Here is a 26,876-nt window from a genome sequence, read left to right on the forward strand (position 1 = left end):
TTTTAGCTTTATCAAACAGGTGAGTAAGCATAGCAAAAAATATCGGGCACAATAGAACTTCTTGGTCTGATATTTCCTGCCGTTAAGCTCTCGGATGATAGTCTGCATGTAATTTTTGCATACGAACCTGCGCAACATGGGTATAAATTTGTGTGGTGGATAAGTCACTGTGGCCGAGCAGCATCTGCACGACACGTAAGTCGGCACCGTGGTTGAGCAAATGCGTGGCAAAGGCGTGGCGTAAGGTATGTGGTGATAATTCGGCTTGAATGCCTGCAATGAGCGCATAGCGTTTAATCGCGTACCAAAAGTTTTGGCGACTCATCATTCCACCAAGTTGAGTGAGAAATAAAGCATCGGTTGCACTTTTGTATAAAACGGGACGTGCTTCAGCTAAATACTTCTCGATCCATTCCACCGCCATTTGTCCTAAAGGGACTAAGCGTTCTTTATTGCCTTTACCGGTAATTCGTAAATAGCCTTGTTTAAGATTGATCAGTTCTAATCTTAAATTTAATAACTCAGAGACACGTAAACCACAGGCATACAGCACTTCGAGCATGGCACGATCACGTAGACCCAATGCGGTGTTGAGGTCTGGGGCATTAATCAGGGCTTCAACATCTGCTTCAGATAAATCCTTTGGTAGGGCACGACCCAATTTGGGTGTTTTATGGATTGCAACAGGATTATCATTGCGTATTTTTTGTTCACGCAAGAACTTGAAAAATGAACGCAGTGCAGAAAGTGAGCGGGCGATCGAGCGAGGGCTTTTTCCTTGTTTAGTCAGGCTAAGCAAGACATCTGAAATGTCGTCACTGCTCCAATCAGTCATGACATGCGTATGACACTCACTGCATTGAATTAAATCAGATAAATATGCATTTCGAGTGTGTGGACTGACGGTTTGAGCTATTAAATCATCACGATATCCGTGTAAAAAACTGAGTGATTCTGGAATTTGGACAGGGGTTGGAATACGTGGTTTTTTATTTAACATGTGCTGCTCATTTTCGAAATTAAACCAAGAAATCACAATGGTTTAATGCAATGTAATTTAAAAAAATAGTCGTGTCGATGCTAGATTGTTAAATGAGAATTGAAATCGAATCCGATTTGTTAATTATTCTCATTTGTTTGTATAATATTCAAAATTTTTTAGGGTTAGTTGCGTGCGATTATCTGATTTGAAAGTGAAACAAAGCGCAGTCATTCATAAGGTACATCGTAACCAGAATGGCAACAATGCTCCGGCTGATTTAGTCGCTAGCCGTTTAGAGACTTTGGGTTTTGTTCCCGGAACAAAAGTACAGGTGATTACCAAAGGTATTTTTGGTGGTGACCCGATTTTAATTCAAGTTGGGTTTACTCGTTTTGCACTGCGAAAAGTAGAAGCTGAAAAAGTGGAAATAGCAATGGAAGGGGCATCAGCATGAGTGATGCGTTACGTATTGCCCTCGTTGGTAATCCAAACTGTGGTAAAACTTCATTATTCAATCATTTAACGGGTACACGTCAGAAAGTTGCGAACTATGCTGGAGTAACGGTTGAGCGTAAAGTTGGTCAATTTACTTTGCCATCGGGTAAATCTGTTCGAGTTTTGGATTTGCCGGGGACGTATAGCTTAGAAGCGACGAGTCCTGATGAAGCGATTACGCGTGATGTCGTGCAAGGTAAAATTGCAGAAGAAGGGCATCAAGATGTCTTTTTATGTGTAGTTGATGCGACAAACTTAAAATTGCACCTCGGTTTGGTCATGGAAATGATCGATTTGGGTCGTCCAATTTTACTTGTCCTCAACATGATGGATGAAGCACGTCGTCGTGGCATGCAAATCAATACCCAAAAGCTGTCTCAGCGTTTGGGTGTGCCTGTTGTAGAAACCGTTGCTGTGCGTAATGCGGGTATTGAAAACTTAATGGGCGCTTTGGATGCTGAAGGTTTCAGAAAACCAGATGCGTCATTAAGTGATACCAATCTTTCTGGGACTAACCACGAAAAAATTGAACAAATTTTAAAAGACGTGGTGGTATTTGTTGATCATGAAGATAAACGCTCAGACTTCCTCGATAAAATTTTTCTACATCCAGTCTTTGGTTTAATTACCTTAGCGGTGATGATGTTTATTATCTTCCAAGCGGTGTTTGCATGGGCTGCGCCGTTTATGGACGGTATTGAAACCTTCTTCGGTTGGTTCGGTGAATTGGTTGGTGAACACATTTCACATCCACTCCTGAACAGCTTGGTGGTTGATGGGATCATTGCGGGTGCAGGTGGTGTGGTGGTGTTCTTGCCGCAGATTTTAATTTTATTCTTCTTTATTTTGGTTTTAGAAGAATCAGGTTATTTACCACGTGCAGCATTCTTGCTAGATAAGCTGATGTTTAAAGCCGGACTGAGTGGTCGTGCTTTTATTCCTCTGCTATCGAGCTTTGCCTGTGCTGTACCGGGCATTATGGCAACCCGGAGTATTCAAGACCCTCGAGATCGTCTGGTCACGATTTTAGTTGCGCCGTTGATGACGTGTTCGGCACGTTTACCGGTTTATGCCTTGCTGATCTCAGCATTTATTCCACAGCAAATGGTCTGGGGCGTCTTTAACTTACAAGGCTTGGTGTTATTTGCATTATATGCAGCCGGGATTGTGAGTGCCTTAATTGTGGCAACAGTGCTGAAATTCTTCCAAAAAGATAAATCACAGCATGCCTTATTGATGGAACTTCCAAGCTACCGTTTTCCAGATATTAAGAGTGTTTGGATTGGTTTATTGGACCGTGCCAAGATCTTCTTGAAGCGTGTTGGTGGCATCATCTTCGCTTTATCAATTTTGTTATGGTTCCTGTGTACGTTCCCGCAACCGCCAGAAGGTGCAACTTTGCCGGATATTGATTATTCATTGGCAGGTATGCTTGGGCATGTATTACAACCGATTTTTGCACCATTAGGTTTTAACTGGCAGATCTGTATTGCCTTAATTCCAGCGATGGCGGCACGTGAAGTCGTTGTGGCGGCATTGAGTACGGTGTATGCCTTGTCTGCAACAGATGAAGATGCCATGTCTCAAGGTCTGGCAAATTTAATTAGTAGCGATGGGTCATTGGGTTGGTCATTGGCAACCGGTCTATCATTATTGGTATGGTTTATTTATGCGCCACATTGCTTGGCGACACTGGCGACAGTTAAACGTGAAACTGGCTCCTTGAAAACGGTAAGTTTCATGACTATCTATTTATTTGGTTTGGCTTATCTAATGGCATTCATCACGTATCAAATTGCAACACGCTATTTTGGATCGTGAATTGTGAATGGCAAAAGCTGAACAAAGGAGAGAGACATGCTTGAATCAATAATTATTGCGGTATTGGTGATTTGGAGTGCTGTCGTGGTGTTTAAGAAGGTATTTCCAAAAACATCGAACTCAGTCTTCACAACTTTATCTGGGCACTGTGCAAACCGTGGTTGGAACAGTTTAGCCAAATGGTTAAAGCCAAAAATGGCCGCAGGCTGTGCAGGCGGTTGTGGATGTTCAGCTTCGGATAATTCATCTGCAAAAAAAGCTGAAGTACAAGCGGTGAAGTGGAAATAAGCTCACCGCCCGTTGCGTGAAGAAACCGCCCAAGATGGGCGGTTTTTTTACGAGCGGACACAAAAAAACTGCGAGAAAGTGAAAACATAAAAAGCATTCAAAACAGCAAAGTGCTAACATTTTGTCAGATTTAAAAACCGACCAAAAAATGGGGCGAAAATGTTAATACAGCGTGGTGGATTGAAGGTTGTTGCCGGATTAGGGATTTCTGGTGTTTCCGCAGTGAATTTCTTACATAGCCATGGCTACCGCGTTGCAGTCACCGATTCACGAGCAGTCCCACAGGGTCATGATCAAATTCCAAGTGATGTACAAACCAGTTTCGGTCAGTTGGATCAAGATTTATTACTCCAAGCAGAAGAAATTATTATCAGCCCGGGGCTAGATCCAAAATTACCGCAAATTCAGGCGGCCATTGCAGCCAACATTCCTGTGGTTTCAGAAATTCAAATTTTACGTCGTGCGACGGATAAGCCAATTGTCGCGATTACAGGTTCGAATGCGAAAAGTACTGTAACGACTTTATTTGGTCTTATGGCAGCAGATGCAGGCAAAAAAGTGGCAGTGGGTGGTAACTTGGGTCGTCCAGCTTTGGATCTCACCAAAGATGATCCAGAGCTTTATGTTTTAGAGCTTTCAAGTTTTCAATTAGAAACCACGTCGAACTTGGCAGCAGAAGTGGCTGTTGTATTGAACATGAGTGAAGACCATTTGGACCGTCATGGCGATATGATGGGCTATCACACTGCGAAGCATCGTATTTTCCAAGCGGTGAAAAAAGTGGTGTATAACCGTGATGACTCATTAACACGTCCATTGGTTCCAGATGTCACCCCAATGCAAAGCTTTGGCCTAAATGCTCCAGATATGAATCAGTTTGGTATTTTACGCGATACTGATGGCACAATTTGGTTGGCACGTGGTCGTGAGCGTTTACTGAAAAGTGCAGATATGTATATCCAAGGGACACATAATGTGGCAAACGCCTTGGCATGTTTAGCTTTGGGTGAAGCGATTGGTTTGCCACTAGCAGGCATGTTGGAAACTTTGAAAACATTTAAAGGTTTAGAGCACCGCTGTGAATTTGTCAAAGAAGTGCATGGTGTTCGTTATTATAATGACTCTAAAGGCACCAATATTGGTGCGACTTTAGCTGCGATTGATGGTCTAGGTGCTGCGATTGAAGCTAAAGGCGGTAAAGTGGCGATTATTTTAGGTGGTCAAGGCAAAGGGCAGGACTTTACTGCGCTGCGTGATTCACTTTCAAAATATGCCAAAGTTGCGGTATTGATTGGTGAAGATCGTCCAATTATTGAAAAAGCGGTTGAAGGGACAACCACGCTGATTCATGCTGAAAGTTTGAAACAAGCGGTTGAGCTGTGCCAACAAAATGCGGTAGCCAATGATGTGGTCTTATTGTCTCCAGCGTGCGCAAGTTTTGATATGTTTAAAGGCTACAGTGAGCGTGGACACCAATTTGTTGATTGTGTGAATGCACTCGTTTAAAAGAACGATAAGGAAAGTTGTATGGCTGGGTTGGCTCAGACGACCATAAATAGAATAAATGAAGTTGTAGAGCGTTGGATTCCTCGGTTACCTGCCGAGGTCAACGTGCGCAATGTTTTGGTGTTCTGTGTTTTGGCATTGTTGTGTATTGGTTCGATCATGGTGGCATCTGCATCTATGCCCTATGCAGAACGCATGCATGAAAATGCCTTCCATTACATTTCACGACATGGGATTTCGATTGCCGCCGCCGCCGCCGCTGCCTATATCGCCTATAAAGTGCCGTTGAATGTTTGGTTTAATAACACCTTCTTTTTATGGATTATCACGATTATCTTACTGGCTGCTGTATTGGCTGTCGGGACAGAGGTCAATGGTTCTAAACGTTGGATTCGGATTGCTGGTTTCACCTTACAGGCTTCGGAAGTCGCCAAAGTCATGATGGCGATATTTACCGCGGACTATGTGGTACGACGTGCCGAAGAAGTCCGTAATAATATTAAGGGCTTGGTGCGTTTGGCAGTGATTATGGCTGCAACTGTCGGTTTGGTCATGGCAGAGCCCGATTTAGGGGCGACGGTGGTGATTGCCTTAACCATGCTAGGGGTATTCTTCCTCGCAGGAGCACCGTTGATTCAGTTCGCAATTGCCTTTGGTGCGATCATCATGGCATTTGTGTTCTTGATTTTATTTGAACCCTACCGTTTAGAACGATTGATGTCGTTCTCAAATCCATGGAATGATCCACTAGGTGCAGGCTACCAGTTATCAAATGCATTAATGGCTTTTGGTCGCGGTGAATGGTTTGGTGTCGGATTAGGTCATAGTATTCAAAAAATGTCGTATTTACCTGAGGCACATACCGACTTCATGTTGGCGGTTTTGGGCGAAGAATTTGGCTTCTTTGGGATTTTGACCGTATTGACGCTGTCATTTGTGATGTTGGTCTGCTGTATTCGCATTGGTCATCGTGCTTTACGTCATCAATACTTACGTGCAGGCTACTTGGCTTATGGCATTAGTATTATCTTCTTACTGCAAATTTTGGTGAATGCCGGCATGAACATGGGCATGCTTCCTACCAAGGGTTTGACCTTACCGTTTATTAGTTATGGGGGGTCTTCTTTGATTATCTGTGCGGTTATGGTGAGTCTGATATTAAAGATCGATGCCACGACCAAAGAAGTAAACCCAAGTAAAGAAGAATCAAGCTTCTAAATTGGTATCTCGTTGCGGATCGGGAGATGCATGGTGGAGGACACTGGCTGGCATCTCCGTTCCACAATGGAGACATTTGACCAAGCTCGCCTTGGCTTTAGAAAGGGGAATCAATGGGATAAAAAATAAAGAAAAATAATTACGTTGCTGTTTTAACTCATACTGAGTTCTGCTGCGGCAGACAGGGCAAGTAAATTGGCTCTTTTCAATGACTTTGGTTTTCGGACCAACTCCAAAAATAAAAAACATTAGGCTCTCCAATGGTCGATTGATCACTTTATTAAAGCATAATTCAATTGAATATCGAGTGATTGGCTCAGATAGGGATGTGGGTTTATTGATAGATTTGAGGCAATGCTGTGCCATGGGGAATTTGTTGAATATCCCACTGCGCAATCGCCTGTTGTAGCATAATACGTGGCGTATCCAAGTCGACTGGCGGTTGGTGTAGGGCTTGCAATGCTTGTTGTAATAAAGGTGCCGCTTGGCTTAAATCAAGAGCTTGAGCCATATTCTGTTTTGACAGTTTTTGTCCCTGATTATTCATTGCCAATGGCAAGTGCATGTATTCAAGGAGTGGATAACCCAAAACCTGTCCGAGCCAAATTTGACGTTCGGTATTGTCCAAAAGATCAGCCCCACGTACAACATGGGTCATCCCTTGTAGGTAGTCATCAACCACGACAGCAAGTTGATAATTGATAATGCCATCACGGCGTTTTAAGACAAAGTCACCCAAATCCTGTTGCAGATTCGAGCAATGCGTCCCTTGTAAGCGGTCGGTAAAACAAATGTTCTGTGCATCGACTTTGATTCGAATAGCCTGATCCTGAAGGGAAAGGCCAAGATTACGACATGTGCCTTGATAGATATGATTTGAACCGAGCATTTTTCGGGTGCATTGACAAGCATAGACCAAGTCTTGGGCATGCAAATGCGCAATGACTTGCTCATAGATTTCAAGGCGGTCTTTTTGGAAAATGATCTCGGTATCTGGTTCGAATTGAAATGCATCAATACAACGTAAGATATGTTCTTCGCTGCCGGGAAATATACGTGGAATGTCGGTATCTTCGATACGAACGACCCATTGCCCTTGATGGGCACGGGCATCGCAGTAGCTTGCGACTGCTGTAATTAAAGAGCCAAAATGCAAAGGGCCGGTTGGCGATGGCGCAAACCGACCCACGTAATGCTCTGCAGCTTTCCCTCCCTTATCTAAAGGGAGGGCTAGAGAGGAATTACTCAACACAGAATTAACCGTTATTTTGCTTCTCTTTGATCTCTGCAAGTGTTTTGCAGTCGATACATAAAGTTGCTGTTGGACGTGCTTCTAGGCGACGTAAACCAATTTCGATACCACACGTTTCACAGAAACCGTAGTCATCATTTTTAATCGCTTCAATTGATTGTTCAATTTTACGGATCAGTTTACGTTCACGGTCACGTGTACGAAGTTCAATCGCAAATTCTTCTTCTTGCGTTGCACGGTCGTTCACATCTGGAAGCGCAGTATTTTCGTCTTGCATGGTATTCAAAGTACGGTCTACTTCAGACATTAACTCAGCTTTCCACGCCAATAAGATGTGACGGAAATGCTCAAGTTGCCCTTCAGACATGTATTCTTCATTCTTTTTAGGCTGATAAGGTTCAATACCAAATAAGCTTGCAGTAGAACCACTTTCAGTCGCCTTTGGCTTTGATTTGCGCACGCGTTTGGTAGACTTTTCGTCTACTACATCAGTTTGTTCGTCTAAGACTTGATTTTGGTTGTCATTCGCCATGTAGGGCATTCCTCATCATATGCATATATCTATACGCAAAAAATATGGTGATATGCAAGTTTTTTATCCACCCAACACAGAGTTTCCTTCTGTGGGGGTCGTCATCATATAGACTTTTTCTGCTTATTGATAGTCTTTGATGTTTGGATTCTAACTATCACTTTTCCTTTAGAAGCCATAAAGTAAAGCAAAAAAATCAAATTGAAAAGTTAATAACCTGAAATTTCAACATTAATTTGAGGTTGTTTCAATTTGACCCGAACAACTTCAGTTTTAAATTCACCATTATCATTCAGATAGAGTGCACGATACCCTGGTAAAGCTTCATCTAAGGCAAAATTTTCACTATGTGGTTTGAACTGAACACTGGTCGAAGGCGTCGATAAAAACTGAATATTGCGCCATTGATTAGACGAGTCTTGATGTACGTGTCCGCATAGTACAATTTTGACATTGTCATGGCGTGAAAGCACATCTATGAGATGTTCAGCGTTCTTTAGTTTATGCTGATCTATCCAATGCGATTGCATGGCAAAAGGGTGGTGGTGGCATGCCACAATGATGTGTTGCTGTGGGTGTGCTGTGAGTAACTGATCTAATTGTTCCAACTGCTGTTGTGATACCCAACCATCCACTTTTCCTTTAACCGCACTGTTCAGTAAAATCAGACACCAATTGCCTAATGCGATGCAGTGAGCACGATCTTCCTGTTGATGAAATGGGAAGCAAGACGCTTCGTCATGGTTCCCCGGAATCTGATAAAACGGAAACGGCTGCTGTTGCATATATTCGAGATAACGCGCATAGGTACACTCTACCGGCACTTGTGCAAGATCGCCAGTATGGACAAGCGTATCGATGTGATGATGGTTCAACTGAATTTGTTGAATCACATCGTGAAAACTCTGCTCTGGATTCATGCGGACAAATTCAAGATCTTCCTGATCCATTAAATGTGTGTCCGAGATCTGGATCAGTGTCCAGTCGTATTGTGGTGTATCCCTTAAAGTCATGTCCTTCCCCTTAGACATTCCTTGTAGTATGTATTTGTTGTTGTAACCATTGCAAGGCCATAATGACAGGTGCGTTTTTTAGCCGACCATTGGTTAATAATTCAGGAATATCAGCATAGTTTAAGATATGCAATTGAATATTTTCTCCTTCATCAGGCATGCCAAAGACTCCGCCATGTTCAGGAAGTTCAGCTTCAGCACTATAAAGGTGGAATAATTCCGCGCAGGCACCCGCAGAGGGATAAAAACTAAATAAATGCTGTAGTGCATCTAATTCACAGCCTGATTCTTCCAAACTTTCACGGCGGATGCAGCTTTCAGCAGATTCATCACCATCGAGCACGCCGGCAATAATCTCTAGTTGCCATGGCGAAGTTTCATCATCAATCGCCCCAATGCGGAATTGTTCAATTAAGGCAAATTTTTGTTGTTGATGACTATAGATCAGCACACCTGCTGCTTCAGGACGATGAATCAATTCACGCTGAATGGTTGGAATCATGCTGTCTTGATGGAATAAGCGGTGTCGAAGCTGAACTTTTTCAACTTGAATAAAGCCTTTATAAAGATGTTCACGCCCTTCAATGCTGTAATCTTTTTTGTTATATGTGGCCTGTTTAATAATATTCATAAGCGCTAATTAGGATGAAATCTTCCATTTCATCCTAACCGAGATTTTGTTGAATACAAAAGATTTTTTTTAAGCTTTACACTTTGTGGTACAACTTTTGACCATGTTCATGATAGGCCGCTTTCATGCTTTGTAAACCCGTTTCAATTTCAGGATTAAATTCTGAAGAAAGCTGCATATCTTGCTGATTTTTTGCATAATCTCTCACATTTTGTGTGATTTTCATCGAGCAAAATTTAGGTCCACACATGGAACAAAAATGGGCCGATTTATGTGCTTCTTTCGGCATAGTTTCATCATGCATGCTGCGTGCTGTATCAGGGTCTAAGCTCAGATTAAATTGGTCTTCCCAGCGGAATTCAAAGCGTGCTTTCGACAATGCATTATCACGAGCCTGCGCACCAGGATGACCTTTGGCAAGGTCTGCGGCATGGGCTGCAATTTTGTAGGTGATAATGCCATCTTTGACGTCTTTTTTATCTGGTAGACCAAGGTGCTCTTTCGGGGTCACATAACACAGCATCGCGGTGCCGTACCAACCAATCATTGCCGCACCAATGGCAGAGGTAATGTGATCATAGCCCGGTGCAATATCAGTGGTGAGCGGCCCAAGGGTATAAAAAGGTGCTTCTTTGCAAACCTCGAGTTGTAGATCCATATTTTCTTTGATCATGTGCATTGGGACATGGCCTGGGCCTTCAATCATGACTTGTACATCATGCTCCCATGCCCGGTGAGTCAATTCACCTAAGGTGCGTAATTCACTAAATTGAGCTTCATCGTTAGCATCTTGAATACACCCTGGACGTAAACCATCGCCTAAACTGAATGACACATCATAGGCTTTCATGATTTCGCAGATTTCATCAAAATGCGTATACAGGAAGTTTTCTTCATGATGCGCTAAGCACCACTGCGCCATGATGGATCCGCCACGTGACACAATACCAGTTAAACGGTTGGCGGTGAGTGGAACATAACGAAGCAGCACGCCTGCGTGAATCGTAAAGTAATCGACACCTTGCTCGGCTTGTTCAATCAGTGTGTCTTTGAAAATTTCCCAGGTTAAGTCCTCTGCGACACCATCAACTTTTTCTAAAGCTTGGTAAATCGGCACGGTGCCAATCGGTACAGGGGAGTTGCGAATAATCCATTCGCGGGTCTCATGGATATTTTTACCTGTCGATAAATCCATGATGGTGTCAGCGCCCCAACGAGTTGCCCAAGTCATTTTTGCCACTTCTTCATCGATGCTTGAACCAAGTGCTGAGTTACCAATGTTGGCATTGATTTTCACCAAGAAGTTACGACCAATAATCATCGGTTCACATTCAGGGTGGTTAATGTTGGCAGGGATAATGGCACGACCTTCAGCCACTTCTTGACGTACAAATTCTGGGGTGATTTCAGTTAAATTGCGTGCGCCAAAATTTTGACCGGCATGTTGGCGCATATCAACACCTTCACGCTGGCGCTGATTTTCACGAATCGCAATGTATTCCATTTCAGGGGTGATGATGCCTTGTTTGGCATAGTGCATTTGAGACACATTGTGTCCACGACGAGCGCGACGGGGTTTTGAAATATGCGCAAAACGAATCTCTGCAGTACGAATATCTCGAAGACGCTCTTGTCCAAATTTTGAAGTTAAGGTATCGAGTATTTCCGTATCATTACGTGACTCAATCCAAGATTCACGGACATTGGGCAGGCCTTGATTCAGGTCAATTTGAATATTGGGGTCGGTATAAGCACCAGAGGTGTCATAGACCATAATGGGTAGATTTTTTTCTCCACCCAGACCTGTAGGCGTATCTGTAAGGCTGATCTCACGCATTGGTACGCGAATATCAGGACGTGAGCCTTGGATATAGACTTTCTTTGACGCAGGGAGAATACGAGTGAGATCTTTAGCATCTTGTTCATGTTGAGCAGCGCGATCTGAAGCGGTGAGATTCGTTAATTGGTTCATTGCAATGATCCTTATGAATGACATCAACGAATCAAGCACGACCAAAAACGTGGCAGTTTATCTGATGGATTCACCTGAAAATAAAGGCGTAAAACCAAGAGATAAGAAGGGCTTAAGTTTTTAGATGGCTTGATTCCTACGCAGGTATTAACCTGATCAGGTTCAACGGTACTCATCCTTAAATTTAGCGAACTAAATTTAGATGATCTCAGCAGGAAATTACCTGCGCTCCGTCAAGCTTTGTGCGGATATTAGCATGAAGGCTGTTTTAAAACAGTGTTATTTTTCATCGATTTTGCAGTGCAGAATTTTGGCTAGGCACATGTGCAATTGAACTTGCATTGGCTAAGTAGAGGACTGATTTACACAGATGGCGTCACTAAAACAGTCTTTCTTATAATGCGGATCAGGATTGCGGACACCAATTAAATTCAACAGTTGCGCTTCTGATCGCTGATTAGATGCAGCAGTATTTTGATCTAATAATTTTAAAAATAAACGCGCCTGATCTGCCAATTTGGAGTTTTTTAATTGAGCCAAGCGTTCAATTTCTTCTAAAGAACTGGCTTGAATACTGAGGCGGTCTGAAAAATCATTAGAAACGGGACTATGTGCCGAACCAATAAATAACAATTTGCTATATTGATATAGCAATTGTTGTGCATCTTTTTTGTAGGGGCTATCTGGATATTGCTTGAGATAGTCTTCCCAAAAAATTGCACGTGTAGCAATCTCTTGCGGCTCAATGGCTAAACTTTGTTGCAACAAGGCAGGTTGTGCATTTTGTTCAGCCAGTTTTTCAATAAAGACTTGCTCAGATTCTTCCATATACGGCGCAAAAATTTTGGCTAAATATTCAGGACTACGGCGATAGCGTAATTGTCCTTCACCTGCATCGAACAATTCCACATAGGCTTGGCCTTTATGTTTCAGTAAATACTGATCTCGGGCGGTGAGCTGTTCATAATGATTTTGTTGAATGGTCGGATGCTGAGCCATATCAAAAGCAAATTGTTCGAATGCCATTTGCTGTTGAGCTGTACGTTCAACATGTAAAAAGTTGCGATACATTTGATTGGACAAGCGCAGTAATTTTTTTTGTTCGTCCGCTTTTAACAGCGGCAAGCAGACTTTGAGATCTTGGTTGATTTGTTCTAAAGCAAAAGTTGTGCGTTGATCGTCTATTTCCAGCATATTTTTTTCAAGTTTTTTGCACAGCAAAGACAAATCGACTGCTTCTTTTTGAACAGTCTTATTGTTGGGAAACTCTGGTGCAGGTTGTGGTTCAGGTTGTTGTTGGCATCCATTCAACATACTGAAACATAAAAACATTGCACTAAACTTTGCAGGCAGCTGAAAAATTTTTGACACTGGAACTCGATGCGCTATAGAAGTGGTATTGTCCGATGGAATGTCGACTATTCTATAGATGAAACACGCGCAATATGTGTACTATTGTACAGTTCTTTGTTATAGCGTTGTGAGTAATGTCCGAAAACGACTTAAATTATCTGGTTTTGTCGCATTTGATATAAAAAATTAATAAAAATCATACGGAAATTTGCAAGGATATGATTAGTATCTGCTTAGTTTTAGGCTTGAATATTCAATCTCGGGTATTTGAATATTAGGAATTTACAAAAAAAATGAACAAAAAAGTTGTGGTGGGTCTTTGTTTACTTTTCACGAGTCAGTGGGCGTGTGCGCTAGATCTTGTGCAAGCTTATGAACGTGCAAAACAAGAAGACCCCAATTGGCAAGCCAATAAACTACAATATGAAGCGGATAAATTGAATTTGGGGATTGCCAATGGGAACTTACTCCCGACGGTAACAATCTCCGGAAATGTGACCCGAAAAAATCAAAATTCCAACCAAAGCGGCGCTCAAGCCGGGCTGATCATGCCAGACAGCACCACAACAAGACAAATTGCGCTCACTGCCCGTCAGCCCATTTTTCGTTGGGATGCATGGGAAGGGCTGAAGCAAGTAAAGACCTCGATTAATTTAAGTGAAATTAATCTGCGGATTCAAAAACAAGATCATATTTTAAATGTCTCTGAAGCTTATTTTAATGTTCTACGCCAGCAAGCATTGACGGTTGCCAACCTACAAGAAGAACAGGCGCTATCTGAACAGCTGCGCATGATGAATGGCAAATTAAAAGAAGGCCTAGTGGCAAAAAGTGATGTCAGTGAAGCCAATGCACAATATCAAAATGCACGGGCAAACCGCATGGCAACCAATGTTCAATTGGTTTTGGCGCAGGAACAATTACAGCAATTGATTGGGCCATATCGAGAAAATTTGGCGGTGTTACGTGAAGATTTTCAGTTTGAAAAACCGATTCCAAACAATGTACAAGCGTGGGAAGAACTGGCTCAGGGACAGAACCTAGGTATTTTACAAGCGCGTATGCAACAACGTTATGCGGAAGATGGTAAACGCGTTGAAAAGGCCGCCTTATATCCTCAGATTGAAGCGGTAGGGACCTATGGGTATAACAAGCAAAGTCCACAATCCATCATGTCGCAAGATGGTCAATTTGATCAGGTGGGGATTGAAATGAACTGGAATGTGTTTAATGGTGGACGGACACAGAAATCCATTAAGCAAGCGGCGATCAATGTTGAAAAAAGCCAAGCACAGGTGGATGCAGCAATTCGAAAAGCACAAACCGATGTAAAAAAATCTTATATGCAAGTCGAAACGGATCAAAGTAAATTACAGGCACGTAAAGCCGCGATGGATTCTTCCGCGCAAGTGTCATTGGCCTCACAAGCCCAGTATCAGGAAGGTCTGAAAACCATGGTTGATGTGCTGCTGGCACAGCGTAATGCCTTTTCAGCCCGTCAAGATTATTTAAATTCCAAGTACGATTATTTAATACATGTATTGCAACTCAAAGCCTCTGTTGGGAAATTAACGGAAGCTGATTTAGTGGAAATGAATGCGTGGTTGGTCGATCAGAAAAATCAGCCATCGATCCTACTAAAGAAATAATCCATGGTCATAAAAGTTTCACAATCAATATGCTTTAATATGGCACTAAAATCTGCCGATTCACGTTGTAGTGGAGACTCGCTTTGCCTAATAATCCTGTTTTAAACCATCATATTTCTTCGCAATTCAATGAAGAGTTGCAGGATGTGCATACCAAATTTATGACCATGGGTGGTTTAGTGGAGCAGCAGGTTGCAAATGCCATTCATGCCTTATTGGATACGGATGCAACAATGGCGATTGATGTTCAATTTCAAGACAATACGGTGAACCGTATGGAAACTGAAATTGATGAAGCGCTTACCCTAATTTTGGCGCGTCGTCATCCTGCTGCAATTGATCTACGCATGGTGATTGCGATGTCGAAAGCCAACACCGATTTAGAACGGATTGGTGATGAAGCGGCAAAAATTGCCCGTATTGCACAAAGCTTGTGTGAAGAGGGGGGTTCACCGCGTGGCTATATGGAAACACGTCATATTGGCAACCAAGTCCGCGTGATGATTCATGATGCGCTCGATGCCTTTGCACGTTTGGATGTAGATCAGGCTTTACGTGTCCTTTTGGCCGATGCTGATATTGACCGCGAGTATCAATCGGCAACCCGTACCCTCATGACGTATATGATAGAAGATCCACGCCATATTACTCGGGTGATGAATGTACTTTGGGTGCTGCGTTCACTTGAACGTATTGGTGACCATGCTCGAAATATCTCTGAACAGGTGATTTATATGGTGAAAGGTCTAGATGTCCGTCACACCAGTGTTGAAGAAATTGAGCAAAAAGTTCAGCGTTAATTGAATAAAACAAATATGAACGAAGCCCATCAAACGATGGGCTTTTTTCGGTCTAAAATTAACTATGTGTTTCTTCGTCTTCCTCAAAAGTCCGGGCAATTTTGTCAATATTTAAACTTTTCGCCATCGCATCGAAGATTTGCTTATAGGCACCTTCTTGATGGTACAAATCATGATGCTCCCCGTGTTCTACGATTTGTCCGTCTTTCATCACATAGGTGTAATCGGCATCGATAATTTGCGACAAACTATGTGAAATCATGATGACGGTACGCCCTTGTTTAATTTGATCCAGACTATTTTTAATTTGTTCAGCAGCGATCGCGTCTAAACTAGCCGTCGGTTCGTCCAAGAAAATAATCGGTGGATTTTTCAGGAACATACGTGCCAAGGCAATACGCTGTTGCTGTCCACCTGAGAGCAGCAAGGCATCGGCTTCATAGGCATGCGGCAGTTTTAAGATCTGATCATGGATCGAGGCTTTCCGTGCTGCATCGAAGACTTCTTGCTCTGTAGCTGTACTTTTTCCATAGCGAATATTTTCAAAAATTGAACCTGGGAAAATATGATTTTTTTGTAAAACCAAACCAATATTTTCACGTAAATACTGCGTATCAATCTGTTCTAAATCGATGCCATCGAGTTTGATATTGCCCGCTTGAGGATGATAAAACTTATCCAGTAAGCTAATTAATGTCGATTTACCAGCGCCAGATAAACCAACCAAGGCGGTGATTTTGTTCGGTTGGATGGTCATATTGATACGGTGTAATGCCTGAAAACCATTGGGATAACTAAAGTCGACATTGCTCAATTCAAATTGACCTTGAATCGGAGGTTGGGCAGTACCACTGGTTTCAATTTCATGATCCGCTTCTAAGATGTTAAAGAAGCTTTCTGAATAAATCATCGCAGAGTTAATTTCATCATAGATACGATGCAGCGAGCGAATCGGGGCAGAGACATTATTAAATAACAACACGTGATACATAATCATCCCGATACTCATTTGCCCATCCAAAACGAAATAGGCTGTCAAAATGATGATCAGTACCACACCGACCTGTTCGATAAAGGTTTTGAGTCCGTCAAAGATATAACTGGTTTGCCGTGTCTGCATTTGGTTTTCAGTCAGCGACTTTTGCAGATTTAATTGTTTTTTCGATTCGACGGCTTCTTTGTTAAAAGATTTAATGACCGTTATCGAATTGATAATACTCAGAATACCCTGATTTTTCTTTTCAAAATTATCGCGTAGGGCACGGCGTTTGCCTGCCAGTTTTTGTGATTGTTTGAAGGTCAGCCAAAAATAAATCGGCACGATAATTGTGGCCACCACACCAACCCAAACATTGGCATAATACATTAAGCCCAGTGCAATAATGGCACTGGTAAATAATGGTAAAATATCAATAAAAAAGATTTGAACCAATCGTGTGAGCGAGCTGACACCCCGATCAATTCGAGTTTGGAGCTTACCTGCTTGGTTGTCTTGTTGATCGAAGAATGCCAATCGATAGGTGATAAATTTTTCAATAATGCCTTGGGACAAATCCTGAGAAATTAAAATACGTAACTTTTCACCAAACGATTTTTGTCCAAATTGCACGATGGCATTGATGACTTCTTTTCCCAGTAAGACTACGGTGATGGTGATTAATATATGCCAACCATTGGCTAGACCGAGGCCTTGTTGTAAAAGCTGATTGATGCTGTCTACGGCATATTTGAGTGTCAGGGCATTCACCTGTGCCGTGAGTGAGCCAATTAAGGTCAAGATCAGCGTCACGACCACCAGCCAGCGGTATGGCTGTACAAATGGACGTAATTTTTGGAAAAGCTGCCACAGGTTCATAAGCAATTATTTTTATTGTGAATATGAGCTTTAGTCTAAGACTGAAAATTCTATGCGACAAGCGATGACAATGTTTTGATTTGTGACGAGAGTTTTTCGGCTAAGATATTTTTTAAATGTGCTCACGACATCAGCATCACGCTGCTGTGCCAAACAGTGTTGAGTTGAACCGATGAATTTTGAATTATTTACGCCTGAACCGCATGCAAATCTGTTGCCCTATGATGGTGAAGTTGAAGATTATGGATTGATCTTCAACGCCGAAGAGAGTGAAAAATATTTACGCTATTTCCTCACGCAGTTGGCTTGGCAGCATGATGAAGTCATTTTGCATGGACAGTATTTTCAAACGGAACGAAAAGTGGTTTGGTATGGAGATGCTCATTATGAGTATCACTATTCAGGCATGCAAAAGCAGGCATTGATCTGGAATCCAGCTTTACTGCGCTTAAAGCAACATATTGAGCAACGGGTGGGTCAGACGTTTAATTCCTGTTTGGCCAATTTATACGAAAATGGTACGCAAGCGGTGGGGTGGCATAGTGATGATGAGCCATCTTTGCTTTCACCCACACAGCAGGTGGTGATCGCATCTTTGAGTTTTGGCGCAAGCCGAAAGTTTTGCTTTAAACATAAAAGCACTCAAGAGAAAGTACAGCTTTTACTGCAAAGTGGACAGTTGATTGTGATGCGTGGGAAAACCCAACGGTATTGGAAACATGCCCTAATGAAGTCGATGAAAGTGACCGAGCCGAGGGTGAATTTAACCTTTCGTTATTTCTATGATCAACAGCCATAAAAAAAGCCCATATCTAGATGAGCTTTTTTCTTTCTCTGAGGAAGAGTATAGCGACAATCAACTGAAATCATGGAACACATGATTGAGATGACTGCTAAAGAACAATAATCATATTATGATAATATATCTGGAATTTATAATTAATAAATTCAATTAACAACATGGATTTATCAGATTAATTAAATAGCGTCTTTACAATATTGCATCAGTTATGCGCAAACAGATCAGGCTTAAATGGCGTCCGATTCTTCCATCATACTGCTGTATTTTTTCTCAATACGCGCTGTACAGTCTTGCAGCATTTCTACGACTTTTTGAAAATTCATAAATTCAAAACGATTTTTAGACGCCAATAGGGTCAAAGCAAGTGGGGGTTCTTTACTGGAGAATTTAATCGGAATCGATAGGCTTGACATATTCGGGTCAACTTCACCATTGGAAAAATAATACCCCTGCTTTTTAATCTTTTTCATTTGCTGCATAAATTCTTCTTCATTATGCGCAAAACCAACTTGAGATAACTCGTCCGCAAAACGGTGGTAATAATCTAAAATCCGTTGCTTAGGTAACTGAGACAAAATCACTTTAGACGATGAGCCTTTGTACATTGGACGCGGGCTACCTCGACCATAAGCTAAGGCTGCATAGTCTTTATAAAGTTCATGATGCACATCAATACAAGAGTCGATATTCAGATGCGTCAATAAGCAACAAGACTCTGTGCGTTCCACAATTTCTTTCATGAAGGGGATGCTAATTTGCACCAATGGATCGGTGGTGCGAGAAATAAAATCAAGCACAGCAATTTTTGAACCCAGTGTGTAATCGCCAGAAGTCCCACTGAGGCGCTGCAATAATTCAGCAGAAACCAGTTCTTTTAAATAGCGATAGCTCGTTGGTTTAGATAAGCCTAATTCTTCACTAATAATGTCGACATTGATGATGGGACGAGCAACTGAAAATAAGTCGAGTACGGTGAGAATTTTACCAAAACTGGAAAGCGCCATAAGAACCTGCTTGGTCACAATAAAAAATGAATCGTTAAGTTACTTTATAACAAATTGCTCGGCCTGATGTTGCGCTTTTCTACACTGGAAATGAAACAAATCTGAAATATCACAGGGTTTCTTGGGTTATTCTGATAAAAGCATAATAAAAAAATTGAAATACTCATTTAAAATATAGGTCAATTATCAAAATAAGATATTAATATTGACTTTAATTTGTTTTTTTAGCAAAATTGTTGTGAAAATATCCTATATTGAATAAATATTGCCCATTATTTCGATGCGCAGGCAATGTTGCACACTACTTTTTGTATTCAAATGGTTTGAAACACGATTTGAATCGCTTCTTTACTTATTGAAATTTCTAGTCATTCCTGTGCCGTGATACAGGTTGTGCTATCGAATGTTTAAGCATTCGATACGAGGCCGTTTTCACTAAAAAGAAGCAAGCCACCGAGATCCATCATGCTGCTGACGAAACAAATACTCGCTTTTCGGCCCAATAAAATGGACTGGATTTTTGCGACCAAAACGTTCATCGCGGGCATGCTTGCATTGTATGTGGCCTTTGTACTGAATTTGGCATATCCGATTTGGGCGATTGGCACCGTTTTCGTGATCGCGAATCCATATTCAGGGATGACGTCTTCAAAAAGTTTGTATCGTGTATTAGGGACGTTCTTAGGGGCGGCCGTGTCGGTGGTGGCACTGCCACATCTCATCCACATGCCTGTACTGTTTACGGTGTTTTTAGCGGTTTGGGTTGGGTTTTGCCTGTATTTGTCATTGCTAGACCGCACGCCTCGTAGTTATGTTTCCATGTTGGCGGGTTATACCACGGTCATTATCTGTTTTAACGTGGTGTATTTTATTGATACTGCTTCGATTTTCGATATGGCCTTGGGGCGTTTTCTCGAAATTACGGTGGGTGTGGTCTGTAGTGCCATCGTGACCACGACATTATTTCCAATGCATATTGGCCCTGCCGTCGAAACACGGGTGAGCAAAACCTTTGCCGATACCAAAGAAATTTTTGATCAGATTTTATTAGAGCCTGCCGAGCTAAAAAATTATTCTAAAAATCTCGGCAATATTGCACGAGATATCGCCGATATACATGTCATGGCGGTGCATTTGTCTTATGAAAAATCCACCTTAAAAGGCATGACACGTCCGTTGCAGGAAATCTTGCATCAGTTGAGTTTGTTGGTCAGCAACTTGGTGGCCATGTCTGAACGGATGAAACAATTAGATGGTCTGGATGCAAATTATCGGACGGCACTCAAGCAAGCCCATGAACATATTGCCGCGTTTTTATTAGATCAACATCAGATTGAGGAAAGTGAACTCAATCAATTGCCTGAACAGTTTGAGCAAGATTTTCAACACATTCAGGCACAGGCATTGCCATCACAACAGGTGATTTTAGGTAGTCTAAAAATGGATATTCGGCATTTTATTCAGAATATTCGTGCGATTCGCTTGCTTTGGCAGCGGGTACAGCAAGGCGACTCCACTTTACCTGCCACACTGACCGCCTTGGGCAATAGTCATTATCCGACTTTGCATCGAGATGCAGGTGTTGCCATTCGTGGCGGGGTGTCCGCATGTTTGATTATTTTAATTTCTACGGGTTTTTGGATCGTTAGTGGTTGGAAAGCTGGATTTATGATGGCCGAAATGGCTGCAATCAGTGCTTGTATTTTAACTGCAATGGATAACCCTGTTCCTGCATTGAAAATGTTTATTCGCGCCAATATGTATGCGGCTTTCATGGTGTTCATCTACGCCAATGGCATTTTCCCGCATGTGACCGCTTTTTGGCAGTTGATCGTGGTGTTAGCACCGTTTGTGATGTTCTGTCTGATGCTATTTTTACATCCGCCTTTGGTCGGGATCAGCTTGCCGCTTTTGATGGGCACCATCATGGGGCTGAATTTTCAAAACCGCTTTAGCCTTGATCAGGTGTTTTTCTTCGATGCATCGATTGGGACGGTTTTGGGACCCATTATTTCGGTGTTTATTATTCATTTAGTGCGTGCGATGTCACCGGATATGACGGCCCAACGCATACTTTCACAGCATTACAAAGCACTGCGTCAGGCATTATATCTGCCGTATGGCTTACCGTTTCGGGTGCATTTACGCAGTATGTTGGACCGAATCGGCATCCTAAACAGCAAAATGGTGCAATCAGGGAATTTAAAACAACAGATCGAGTGGGCTTTGGTGGAAGCCAGTGCTGTGATTGATTTAACCCGCTTGCAAGAACTCATGAATAAACTCGATCCGAATGATGCACTGGTCAGCGAACTCGAAGAGTTACAACAAGATTTAGATGACTATTTTCGGGCCATGGAACAAGGGCAAAAGAATGTGTCTATGAGCTTGAAACAGCAAATTGTAGAGCGAATTCAACGATTGAATCAGGCTGTTCAGGGTGTGGAAAACGATGATGTTATGCATCGAATTCAGTATTCGCTGAACAATATTCAAAGCAGTTTGTGTCATGTCCTAACACAGCAAACACCAGATAATTTACAGGTCGAGGCACAACATGGGTGAGCTAAATGTATATGGCGTCTATGTGCCCATTCTATTGATTCAAGCGGTATTGGCCTATCTGTTATTGCGGGTCATCATGCGTTTGCTTGACCGATGGATGGCGCCAGATTGGGTGCCGATGCTCAATATTTTTTATTTGGGTGTATTTGTGATGTTGCTTTGGCTGGTGCATGAAATCTTTATTTTCTGCCAGTTCTAAGCCCCTAAAAAATGAAATGATTGAGGTAATCGTATGACCAATTTGAATGTCCGAAAATATGTTCGGCCTGTATTGTTGATAATCGTGCTATGTGGCGCATTACTTGCGCTGAAACATATTTGGGACTATTACAATTCGGAACCATGGACGCGTGATGGACGGGTACGTGGTGACGTGATTCAAGTGTCATCGGATGTTTCAGGTTTGGTCACAGACGTTTTAGTTCAAGACAACCAACAAGTGAAAAAAGGCCAAGTGCTGTTTCGTATAGATGTGGCACGTCAAGCTTTGGATGTTGAGCAAGCCAAATCTGACTTGGCGAAAGCCAAAGCAGGACTGGCAGGGGCTGAAGCGCAGCTTGCTGAAGCTAAAGCCAATCTAGTGAAGTCACAAGCCAATATTAATCTTGCAGATAAAAATGCAAATCGTTATGCAAGTTTGATGGACGGTGCGATTTCAAAACAAGAACAAGATCAAATGTTTGCAGTACGTGATCAATCACATGCAGAGCATGAACAAACTCAGGCAGCGATTGAACAAGCCAAAGCCAGTGTGGTGCAGCAAAAAGCCCTGATTGAAGCGGCGAATAGCAGTTTGCATTTGGCTGAATTGAATTTAAACCGTTCGGAAGTGGTTGCACCGACTGATGGAACATTGTCTAACTTTGAACTCAAAGCAGGGAATTACGTCAAAGTCGGCCAAGCCGTAGCGGCCTTAATTGACCGTCAACAATTGTATGTTGTGGGATATTTTGAAGAAACCAAACTGGATAAAATCTATGTTGGCGCACCTGCAACAGTCCAACTGATGGGAAGTTCTGAAGTTTATAAAGGCCATGTACAAGGCGTTGCAACAGGGATTGAAGACCGTGAACGTACATCGACTGATAGTTTACTGGCCAATGTCAATCCAACCTTTAGTTGGGTTCGTTTGGCACAGCGTGTACCAGTGAAAATTGTACTGGATGAAGTGCCGCATGATCAGTTGGCTTTTGTCGCGGGTCGAACCACCACGATTCATATTGTGGATAAAAACTAAGTTATCCCCAATCATTTCATTTGCGCAACATTGAGTGATCAATCTTGCGCATAAAAAAGCATCCTCTTTTGGATGCTTTTTTATTTGCCTGTTTGTTGAAAGCGCTTAAGGTTTCAGTCCAACTGGATTTCGATACCAACTTTCAATAAACAATGCTGCAGCAAGGCTGTCGGCAGAAAGATTCTTCGCACGGCCTTGGGCTTGATAATGATCTAATTCATCACGCGCTTCACGTGTCGTTAAGCGTTCATCGACCATCAAGGTTTCAATATTGGTTTGGTGGCGAAGGCGTCGTGCAAATTTACGCGCACGTGTGGAGAGTTCAGATTCGCTATCATCCATATTGAGCGGTAGACCCACGATGAACAAATCCGGCTGATACTGTTTCACAATCTTGAGTAGATTATCCCAATTGGGAATGCCATCTTTCATGGGAAAGAGTGGCAGGGGATTTGCACTTTCAATCAGGGCTTGTCCCACAGCCATTCCTGTTTTTTGTGTGCCAAAGTCAAAGGCCATAATCATTTGATATTGTTGTAAATCAGGCATGTCCAATCTCAGATGATAACCACATGCGGTCTACGCCCATTTTTTTATAGGCAGCGTCCCAGCGGTCGTCATAAGGTAAGTTAAATATTAAATCCATGTCTGAGTCACAAATGAGCCAATCACCCCGAGCAATTTCTTCTTCTAATTGGCTTTTACCCCAACTGGCATAGCCTAGAGCCACCTGATAACGACCCACACCTTCATTGTGTGCAATCGCATCTAAAATATCTTTAGACGTGGTAATGCAGACATTTTCACCTACAGCAATAGACGAATGCCATGTCGGTTGACCGGTATGAAGAACAAAACCTGCCTCTGGGCGCAAAGGACCACCTTGCAACACTTCATGAGGATGCACATTATCTGCCTCAATTTCCAAATCATTCAATAGTTCTTTGATCTGCAAGCCCGAAGGACGATTAATAATGATGCCTTGAGCGCCATCTTCATCATGTCGCGCTAAATAAATCACCGTATTGGCAAAGAATTCATCGTTCATTTCGGGTGGAGCAATCAGGCAGCGGTGTGTGAGGTATTGTTTAGTCACCTAATGGCTTCTCCTTATTGGGGGTAAGTTTCATTCATGGGGTGAATTGCATTCGAATAACGTTGTATTTATCAACATACTAGACTCACAAGTTTTCAACAATGGGTTTTTCTGCAAATTCAATATTTGTCATGCTCGACCAGTGAGGGACATGCTAAAAATCTTCATCGTGCAGGCGGGTCTGCAATGTGGTGAATTGTGAAGCGATGATTGGTGATTTGAACAACAGCAGTACAAAAGTGAGGAGAAGATATACGTGATGGATGACTGAGATTGCTTAAAATAGCAGGATAAACTGAGGGTAAAACAATGACACATTATTCAAAAATAATAGGGATGGCGCTCTGTGCAAGCCTACCTATTTCAGGCTTTGCAGGAAGCGCTGACTTACAAAAACATGAATCTCAGGTGATTAAAAAATATAAAAACTTAAATTTTTATGAGGTCAATGAAGCGATAGAACGTGAAATTGTGGATGTCATTGCGGCAGATCCGAGCAGTTTTCACTACGGATTTACGCAACTCGAAAAGCAAGGTTTTGTTCATGTGCAATATTCACCAGATAAAAAACTTAAATTTTATAGTTTTGATGTGTCTGGCGGAGGCACGATGGGGGAGTGGAGCAGCTATGTGCAATATGCAACGGGAAAAACGCAACATTTAGATCAATTTGACTCAGGCTATATCAATCAAATTTTGCCGGTCAACATCCAAAATAAAACCGTATATTTGGTGAAGAGTTATTATAAAGGTGATAATTGCAGTGGACTACATCATCTAAGAGCTGTTGAAGTTGGACCAAAACAGTTACTTAAATCTTATGTATTTCAAACTAAGCAAAAGAAACTAGATCAAATCTCGGTAGATTATGACTGCCATTATGAAACCGATCGTCGTAGCGGTAATGAATATCTCAAAATCAGTCCGAAACACGTGGATGTTATGTTACTCAATCAACAACATCAGCCGCAGTATAAATATTTACGCTATAGCTTGGGCTCAAAAGGCTTTGTGTATCAGGGGATTTTCAAATAGTGTATTTAAGAAAAAAGCCTGTGTACTTTGAATACACAGGCTTTTTTGAAAGCATCAAAAATTAACTATGTTGAAATTTTAATTGTCGCAACTGTTTTGCGTGTTGTAAGGTCGTTTGACTAATCTCCACACCACCAGTCATTCGAGCCAGCTCTTGGATCCGATCATCTTCTTCTAATTCGATAATGGTACTGCTTGCAGGATCCGTTTGACGTTTTTTCACCAAGAGATGTTGGTCAGATTGGGCAGCGACTTGGGCTTGGTGAGTAATACATAAAATTTGAACATGCTGTGCCAAATCAGCCAACAAACGCCCGACAATTTCTGCCGTTCCGCCACTGATCCCGACATCAATTTCATCAAAGACTAACACTTCGGATTCGGTTTTTTCAGCATTCATCACTTGCATGACTAAGGCAATACGTGACAATTCACCCCCCGATGCCACGCGTGCTAAAGGCTGAGCAGGAATCCCTTTGTTTGCGGTGAACAGCAGTTGAATAAAGCTCAAACCTTCACTTGAAGCTTGTTCTAGAGGCTCAAATTTAAATTCAAAATGAGCCTCTGGGAGCGCGAGCTGTTTCACTTGTTCAGTCAACTGCTTCGCCAATGGGGTAGACGCTTCACGACGAATATCATCCAAATGCTGTGCTTTAGTTAAAAAGTCTTGATGAGACACTTCCACTTGTTCAGCTAAGGTTTCAGGATCCTCAAGCTGATGTAATTGTTCAAGCTCAAGTTGCCACGCATCATAATCATTTTTTAAGTCTTCAGGCTGAGTACGATATTTACGCGCTAAGCGATGAAAAACTTCCAGTTTGGTATTTAATTCGTCCATACGTTCAGGATCAAAACTTTGACGATCAATAAACTGACGTAAATTTGCGGTGGCATCTTCAATTTCACTTTGAGCGTTCAGTAGCGACGTATAAATTTCAGAAAGTTGTTCACTACGTCCTGCATGCGATTCAATTCGACGAATGATCGCGCCCATTTCTTGATTGATATTTTGCTCGGCATCATCGAGGGCATTTAGACCATAGCTACAGTCTTGCATGATATGTTCATGATGACTGAGACGGTCAAATTCTTGCTCGATTTCCTTGTAGTCTGTTTGCACAAGGTCTTCAAGTTCTTCTAATTGAAGTTCAAGCGTTTCTATCCGTTGCTTACGTGTGGCTTGGGCATCGAGTGCTGCTTGGTGCTGTCGAATATCCTTTTGCCACTTGCTATAGGCATCACGAACGGCTTGAGCCGGCTGATAAAAATTGTAATAGCGATCTAGCCAATGTTTTGGATAGGGCGGTTCTAAGAGTTGTTGTTGGCTGTGTTGGCTATAGAGTTGTACCAATAAGCGGCCAATTTCTTTTAACTCAGATAAGCTGCTCGGACGTCCATTAATCCATGCTTTGCTACGACCTGTTGCAAAAATCACGCGACGTAAATGGATTTCTCTAGACTCATCATCCAGCTCATGTTCTTTGAGCCACAGTGCTTCAGGACTGTGCTCTTGGTAGCTAAAGGTCGCTGTCACATCGGCTTTGTCTGATCCATAGCGCACATAGTTGGTGTCTGTTCGTTCACCTAAACATGCTGATAGTGCGTCTAGCAGCAAAGATTTACCAGCACCTGTTTCACCCGTCAGGACGTTAAAGCCTTGTTCAATGTCGATGGCTAAATGGTCGGCTAATGCAAAATTGATCAGAGTTAAATGTGTCAGCATAAACGCATCCGAGCTGCGAAAAGTTCTAGTTAAAGATAATTAAGTTT

Annotated in this window: 25 protein-coding genes and 1 riboswitch; of the genes, 12 read left to right on the forward strand and 13 right to left on the reverse strand. The window is 42.2% G+C overall.

Annotation, left to right across the window (positions count from 1 at the left end; translation table 11 throughout):
* Window positions 1-82: 82 nt before the first annotated feature.
* Window positions 83-1,000 (reverse strand): site-specific tyrosine recombinase XerD, encoded by a 918-nt coding sequence (xerD, locus tag FTU38_RS01995; protein WP_180004695.1) that lies wholly within the window; start codon window positions 998-1,000, stop codon window positions 83-85.
* 172 nt (window positions 1,001-1,172) lie between these two features.
* Between xerD and FTU38_RS02000 the strand changes: the two genes are divergently transcribed.
* The 5 genes from FTU38_RS02000 to ftsW all read left to right on the forward strand — a co-directional run bounded on the left by FTU38_RS02000 (window position 1,173) and on the right by ftsW (window position 6,310).
* Complete coding sequence (locus tag FTU38_RS02000; protein ID WP_078189444.1) at window positions 1,173-1,436, forward strand: FeoA family protein; 264 nt, start codon at window positions 1,173-1,175, stop codon at window positions 1,434-1,436.
* The gene (gene feoB / locus FTU38_RS02005) at window positions 1,433-3,298 is read left to right on the forward strand and encodes a ferrous iron transport protein B (RefSeq protein ID WP_180004694.1); all 1,866 of its coding nucleotides are present in this window, start codon (window positions 1,433-1,435) and stop codon (window positions 3,296-3,298) included. The genes FTU38_RS02000 and feoB overlap by 4 nt, the downstream gene beginning before the upstream one ends.
* 36 nt (window positions 3,299-3,334) lie before the next feature.
* Entirely contained in the window at window positions 3,335-3,586 is a 252-nt protein-coding gene (locus tag FTU38_RS02010; protein ID WP_180004693.1) for a DUF6587 family protein, read from the forward strand.
* Between the two features lie 159 nt (window positions 3,587-3,745).
* Window positions 3,746-5,092 (forward strand): UDP-N-acetylmuramoyl-L-alanine--D-glutamate ligase, encoded by a 1,347-nt coding sequence (gene murD, locus FTU38_RS02015; RefSeq protein ID WP_180110455.1) that lies wholly within the window; start codon window positions 3,746-3,748, stop codon window positions 5,090-5,092.
* A 21-nt stretch (window positions 5,093-5,113) separates the two neighbouring features.
* Window positions 5,114-6,310, forward strand: coding sequence for a putative lipid II flippase FtsW (ftsW, locus tag FTU38_RS02020; protein ID WP_180004691.1), 1,197 nt, complete (start codon window positions 5,114-5,116; stop codon window positions 6,308-6,310).
* Here the strand turns inward: ftsW and FTU38_RS02025 are convergent.
* From FTU38_RS02025 to FTU38_RS02055, 7 genes are all read right to left on the reverse strand, one after another.
* On the reverse strand, window positions 6,299-6,559 hold the full coding sequence (locus FTU38_RS02025) for a zinc-ribbon domain-containing protein (RefSeq protein ID WP_078189439.1): 261 nt from the start codon (window positions 6,557-6,559) through the stop codon (window positions 6,299-6,301). The two genes, ftsW and FTU38_RS02025, sit on opposite strands and share 12 nt — an antisense overlap.
* 85 nt (window positions 6,560-6,644) lie before the next feature.
* On the reverse strand, window positions 6,645-7,562 hold the full coding sequence (gluQRS, locus tag FTU38_RS02030) for a tRNA glutamyl-Q(34) synthetase GluQRS (RefSeq protein WP_373683059.1): 918 nt from the start codon (window positions 7,560-7,562) through the stop codon (window positions 6,645-6,647).
* Window positions 7,563-7,566: 4 nt separating this feature from the next.
* Window positions 7,567-8,094, reverse strand: a complete 528-nt coding sequence (gene dksA, locus FTU38_RS02035; protein WP_180004689.1) for an RNA polymerase-binding protein DksA — start codon at window positions 8,092-8,094, stop codon at window positions 7,567-7,569.
* 209 nt (window positions 8,095-8,303) lie between these two features.
* The gene (gene cpdA, locus FTU38_RS02040; RefSeq protein WP_180004688.1) at window positions 8,304-9,107 is read right to left on the reverse strand and encodes a 3',5'-cyclic-AMP phosphodiesterase; all 804 of its coding nucleotides are present in this window, start codon (window positions 9,105-9,107) and stop codon (window positions 8,304-8,306) included.
* A gap of 10 nt (window positions 9,108-9,117) precedes the next feature.
* Window positions 9,118-9,738: an NUDIX domain-containing protein gene (locus FTU38_RS02045; protein ID WP_111884865.1), complete on the reverse strand. Its 621-nt coding sequence runs from the start codon at window positions 9,736-9,738 to the stop codon at window positions 9,118-9,120.
* A 76-nt stretch (window positions 9,739-9,814) separates the two neighbouring features.
* Window positions 9,815-11,710: a phosphomethylpyrimidine synthase ThiC gene (thiC, locus tag FTU38_RS02050; protein WP_180004687.1), complete on the reverse strand. Its 1,896-nt coding sequence runs from the start codon at window positions 11,708-11,710 to the stop codon at window positions 9,815-9,817.
* Between the two features lie 116 nt (window positions 11,711-11,826).
* A riboswitch (TPP riboswitch) is annotated at window positions 11,827-11,953 on the reverse strand.
* 102 nt (window positions 11,954-12,055) lie between these two features.
* Window positions 12,056-13,042 (reverse strand): hypothetical protein, encoded by a 987-nt coding sequence (locus FTU38_RS02055; RefSeq protein ID WP_180110465.1) that lies wholly within the window; start codon window positions 13,040-13,042, stop codon window positions 12,056-12,058.
* Window positions 13,043-13,356: 314 nt separating this feature from the next.
* Here FTU38_RS02055 and FTU38_RS02060 point away from each other — a divergent pair, with 314 nt between their 5' ends.
* On the forward strand, window positions 13,357-14,712 hold the full coding sequence (locus tag FTU38_RS02060) for a TolC family outer membrane protein (RefSeq protein ID WP_078189434.1): 1,356 nt from the start codon (window positions 13,357-13,359) through the stop codon (window positions 14,710-14,712).
* A gap of 83 nt (window positions 14,713-14,795) precedes the next feature.
* Entirely contained in the window at window positions 14,796-15,512 is a 717-nt protein-coding gene (phoU, locus tag FTU38_RS02065) for a phosphate signaling complex protein PhoU (protein WP_078189433.1), read from the forward strand.
* 58 nt (window positions 15,513-15,570) lie between these two features.
* Here phoU and FTU38_RS02070 read toward each other — a convergent pair whose 3' ends face one another.
* Window positions 15,571-17,367 (reverse strand): ABC transporter ATP-binding protein, encoded by a 1,797-nt coding sequence (locus FTU38_RS02070; protein ID WP_078189432.1) that lies wholly within the window; start codon window positions 17,365-17,367, stop codon window positions 15,571-15,573.
* 172 nt (window positions 17,368-17,539) lie between these two features.
* Between FTU38_RS02070 and FTU38_RS02075 the strand changes: the two genes are divergently transcribed.
* The gene (locus FTU38_RS02075) at window positions 17,540-18,166 is read left to right on the forward strand and encodes an alpha-ketoglutarate-dependent dioxygenase AlkB (RefSeq protein WP_180110456.1); all 627 of its coding nucleotides are present in this window, start codon (window positions 17,540-17,542) and stop codon (window positions 18,164-18,166) included.
* Between the two features lie 230 nt (window positions 18,167-18,396).
* On the opposite strand, the gene FTU38_RS02080 is transcribed toward FTU38_RS02075, so the two are convergent.
* A complete protein-coding gene (locus FTU38_RS02080; protein WP_180110457.1) occupies window positions 18,397-19,173 on the reverse strand; it encodes an IclR family transcriptional regulator in 777 nt (258 codons plus the stop codon).
* 465 nt (window positions 19,174-19,638) lie between these two features.
* On the opposite strand from FTU38_RS02080, the gene FTU38_RS02085 reads away from it, so the two are divergent.
* From FTU38_RS02085 to FTU38_RS02095, 3 genes are read left to right on the forward strand one after another with little or no spacing between them, the layout of a single operon-like run.
* On the forward strand, window positions 19,639-21,738 hold the full coding sequence (locus FTU38_RS02085) for an FUSC family protein (protein WP_180110458.1): 2,100 nt from the start codon (window positions 19,639-19,641) through the stop codon (window positions 21,736-21,738).
* Window positions 21,731-21,937 carry a DUF1656 domain-containing protein gene (locus FTU38_RS02090; protein WP_180004682.1) on the forward strand — a complete coding sequence of 69 codons (207 nt, stop codon included), beginning with the start codon at window positions 21,731-21,733 and terminating at the stop codon, window positions 21,935-21,937. Before FTU38_RS02085 ends, FTU38_RS02090 begins: the two co-directional genes overlap by 8 nt.
* Window positions 21,938-21,970: 33 nt before the next feature.
* Window positions 21,971-22,975: an HlyD family secretion protein gene (locus FTU38_RS02095; protein ID WP_180110459.1), complete on the forward strand. Its 1,005-nt coding sequence runs from the start codon at window positions 21,971-21,973 to the stop codon at window positions 22,973-22,975.
* 105 nt (window positions 22,976-23,080) lie between these two features.
* Here the strand turns inward: FTU38_RS02095 and ruvX are convergent, their stop codons facing one another.
* Together ruvX and FTU38_RS02105 are read right to left on the reverse strand one after the other, a co-directional pair.
* Complete coding sequence (ruvX, locus tag FTU38_RS02100) at window positions 23,081-23,524, reverse strand: Holliday junction resolvase RuvX (protein WP_180074133.1); 444 nt, start codon at window positions 23,522-23,524, stop codon at window positions 23,081-23,083.
* Entirely contained in the window at window positions 23,517-24,071 is a 555-nt protein-coding gene (locus FTU38_RS02105; RefSeq protein WP_078189425.1) for a YqgE/AlgH family protein, read from the reverse strand. The genes ruvX and FTU38_RS02105 overlap by 8 nt, the downstream gene beginning before the upstream one ends.
* Window positions 24,072-24,380: 309 nt before the next feature.
* Between FTU38_RS02105 and FTU38_RS02110 the strand changes: the two genes are divergently transcribed.
* Window positions 24,381-25,106 carry a hypothetical protein gene (locus FTU38_RS02110; RefSeq protein WP_180110460.1) on the forward strand — a complete coding sequence of 242 codons (726 nt, stop codon included), beginning with the start codon at window positions 24,381-24,383 and terminating at the stop codon, window positions 25,104-25,106.
* A 61-nt stretch (window positions 25,107-25,167) separates the two neighbouring features.
* Here FTU38_RS02110 and recN read toward each other — a convergent pair whose 3' ends face one another.
* Window positions 25,168-26,829 (reverse strand): DNA repair protein RecN, encoded by a 1,662-nt coding sequence (recN, locus tag FTU38_RS02115; protein WP_180110461.1) that lies wholly within the window; start codon window positions 26,827-26,829, stop codon window positions 25,168-25,170.
* Window positions 26,830-26,876: the final 47 nt, after the last annotated feature.

The organism is Acinetobacter sp. YH12098, assembly GCF_013419235.1.
Lineage (GTDB): Bacteria > Pseudomonadota > Gammaproteobacteria > Pseudomonadales > Moraxellaceae > Acinetobacter > Acinetobacter amyesii.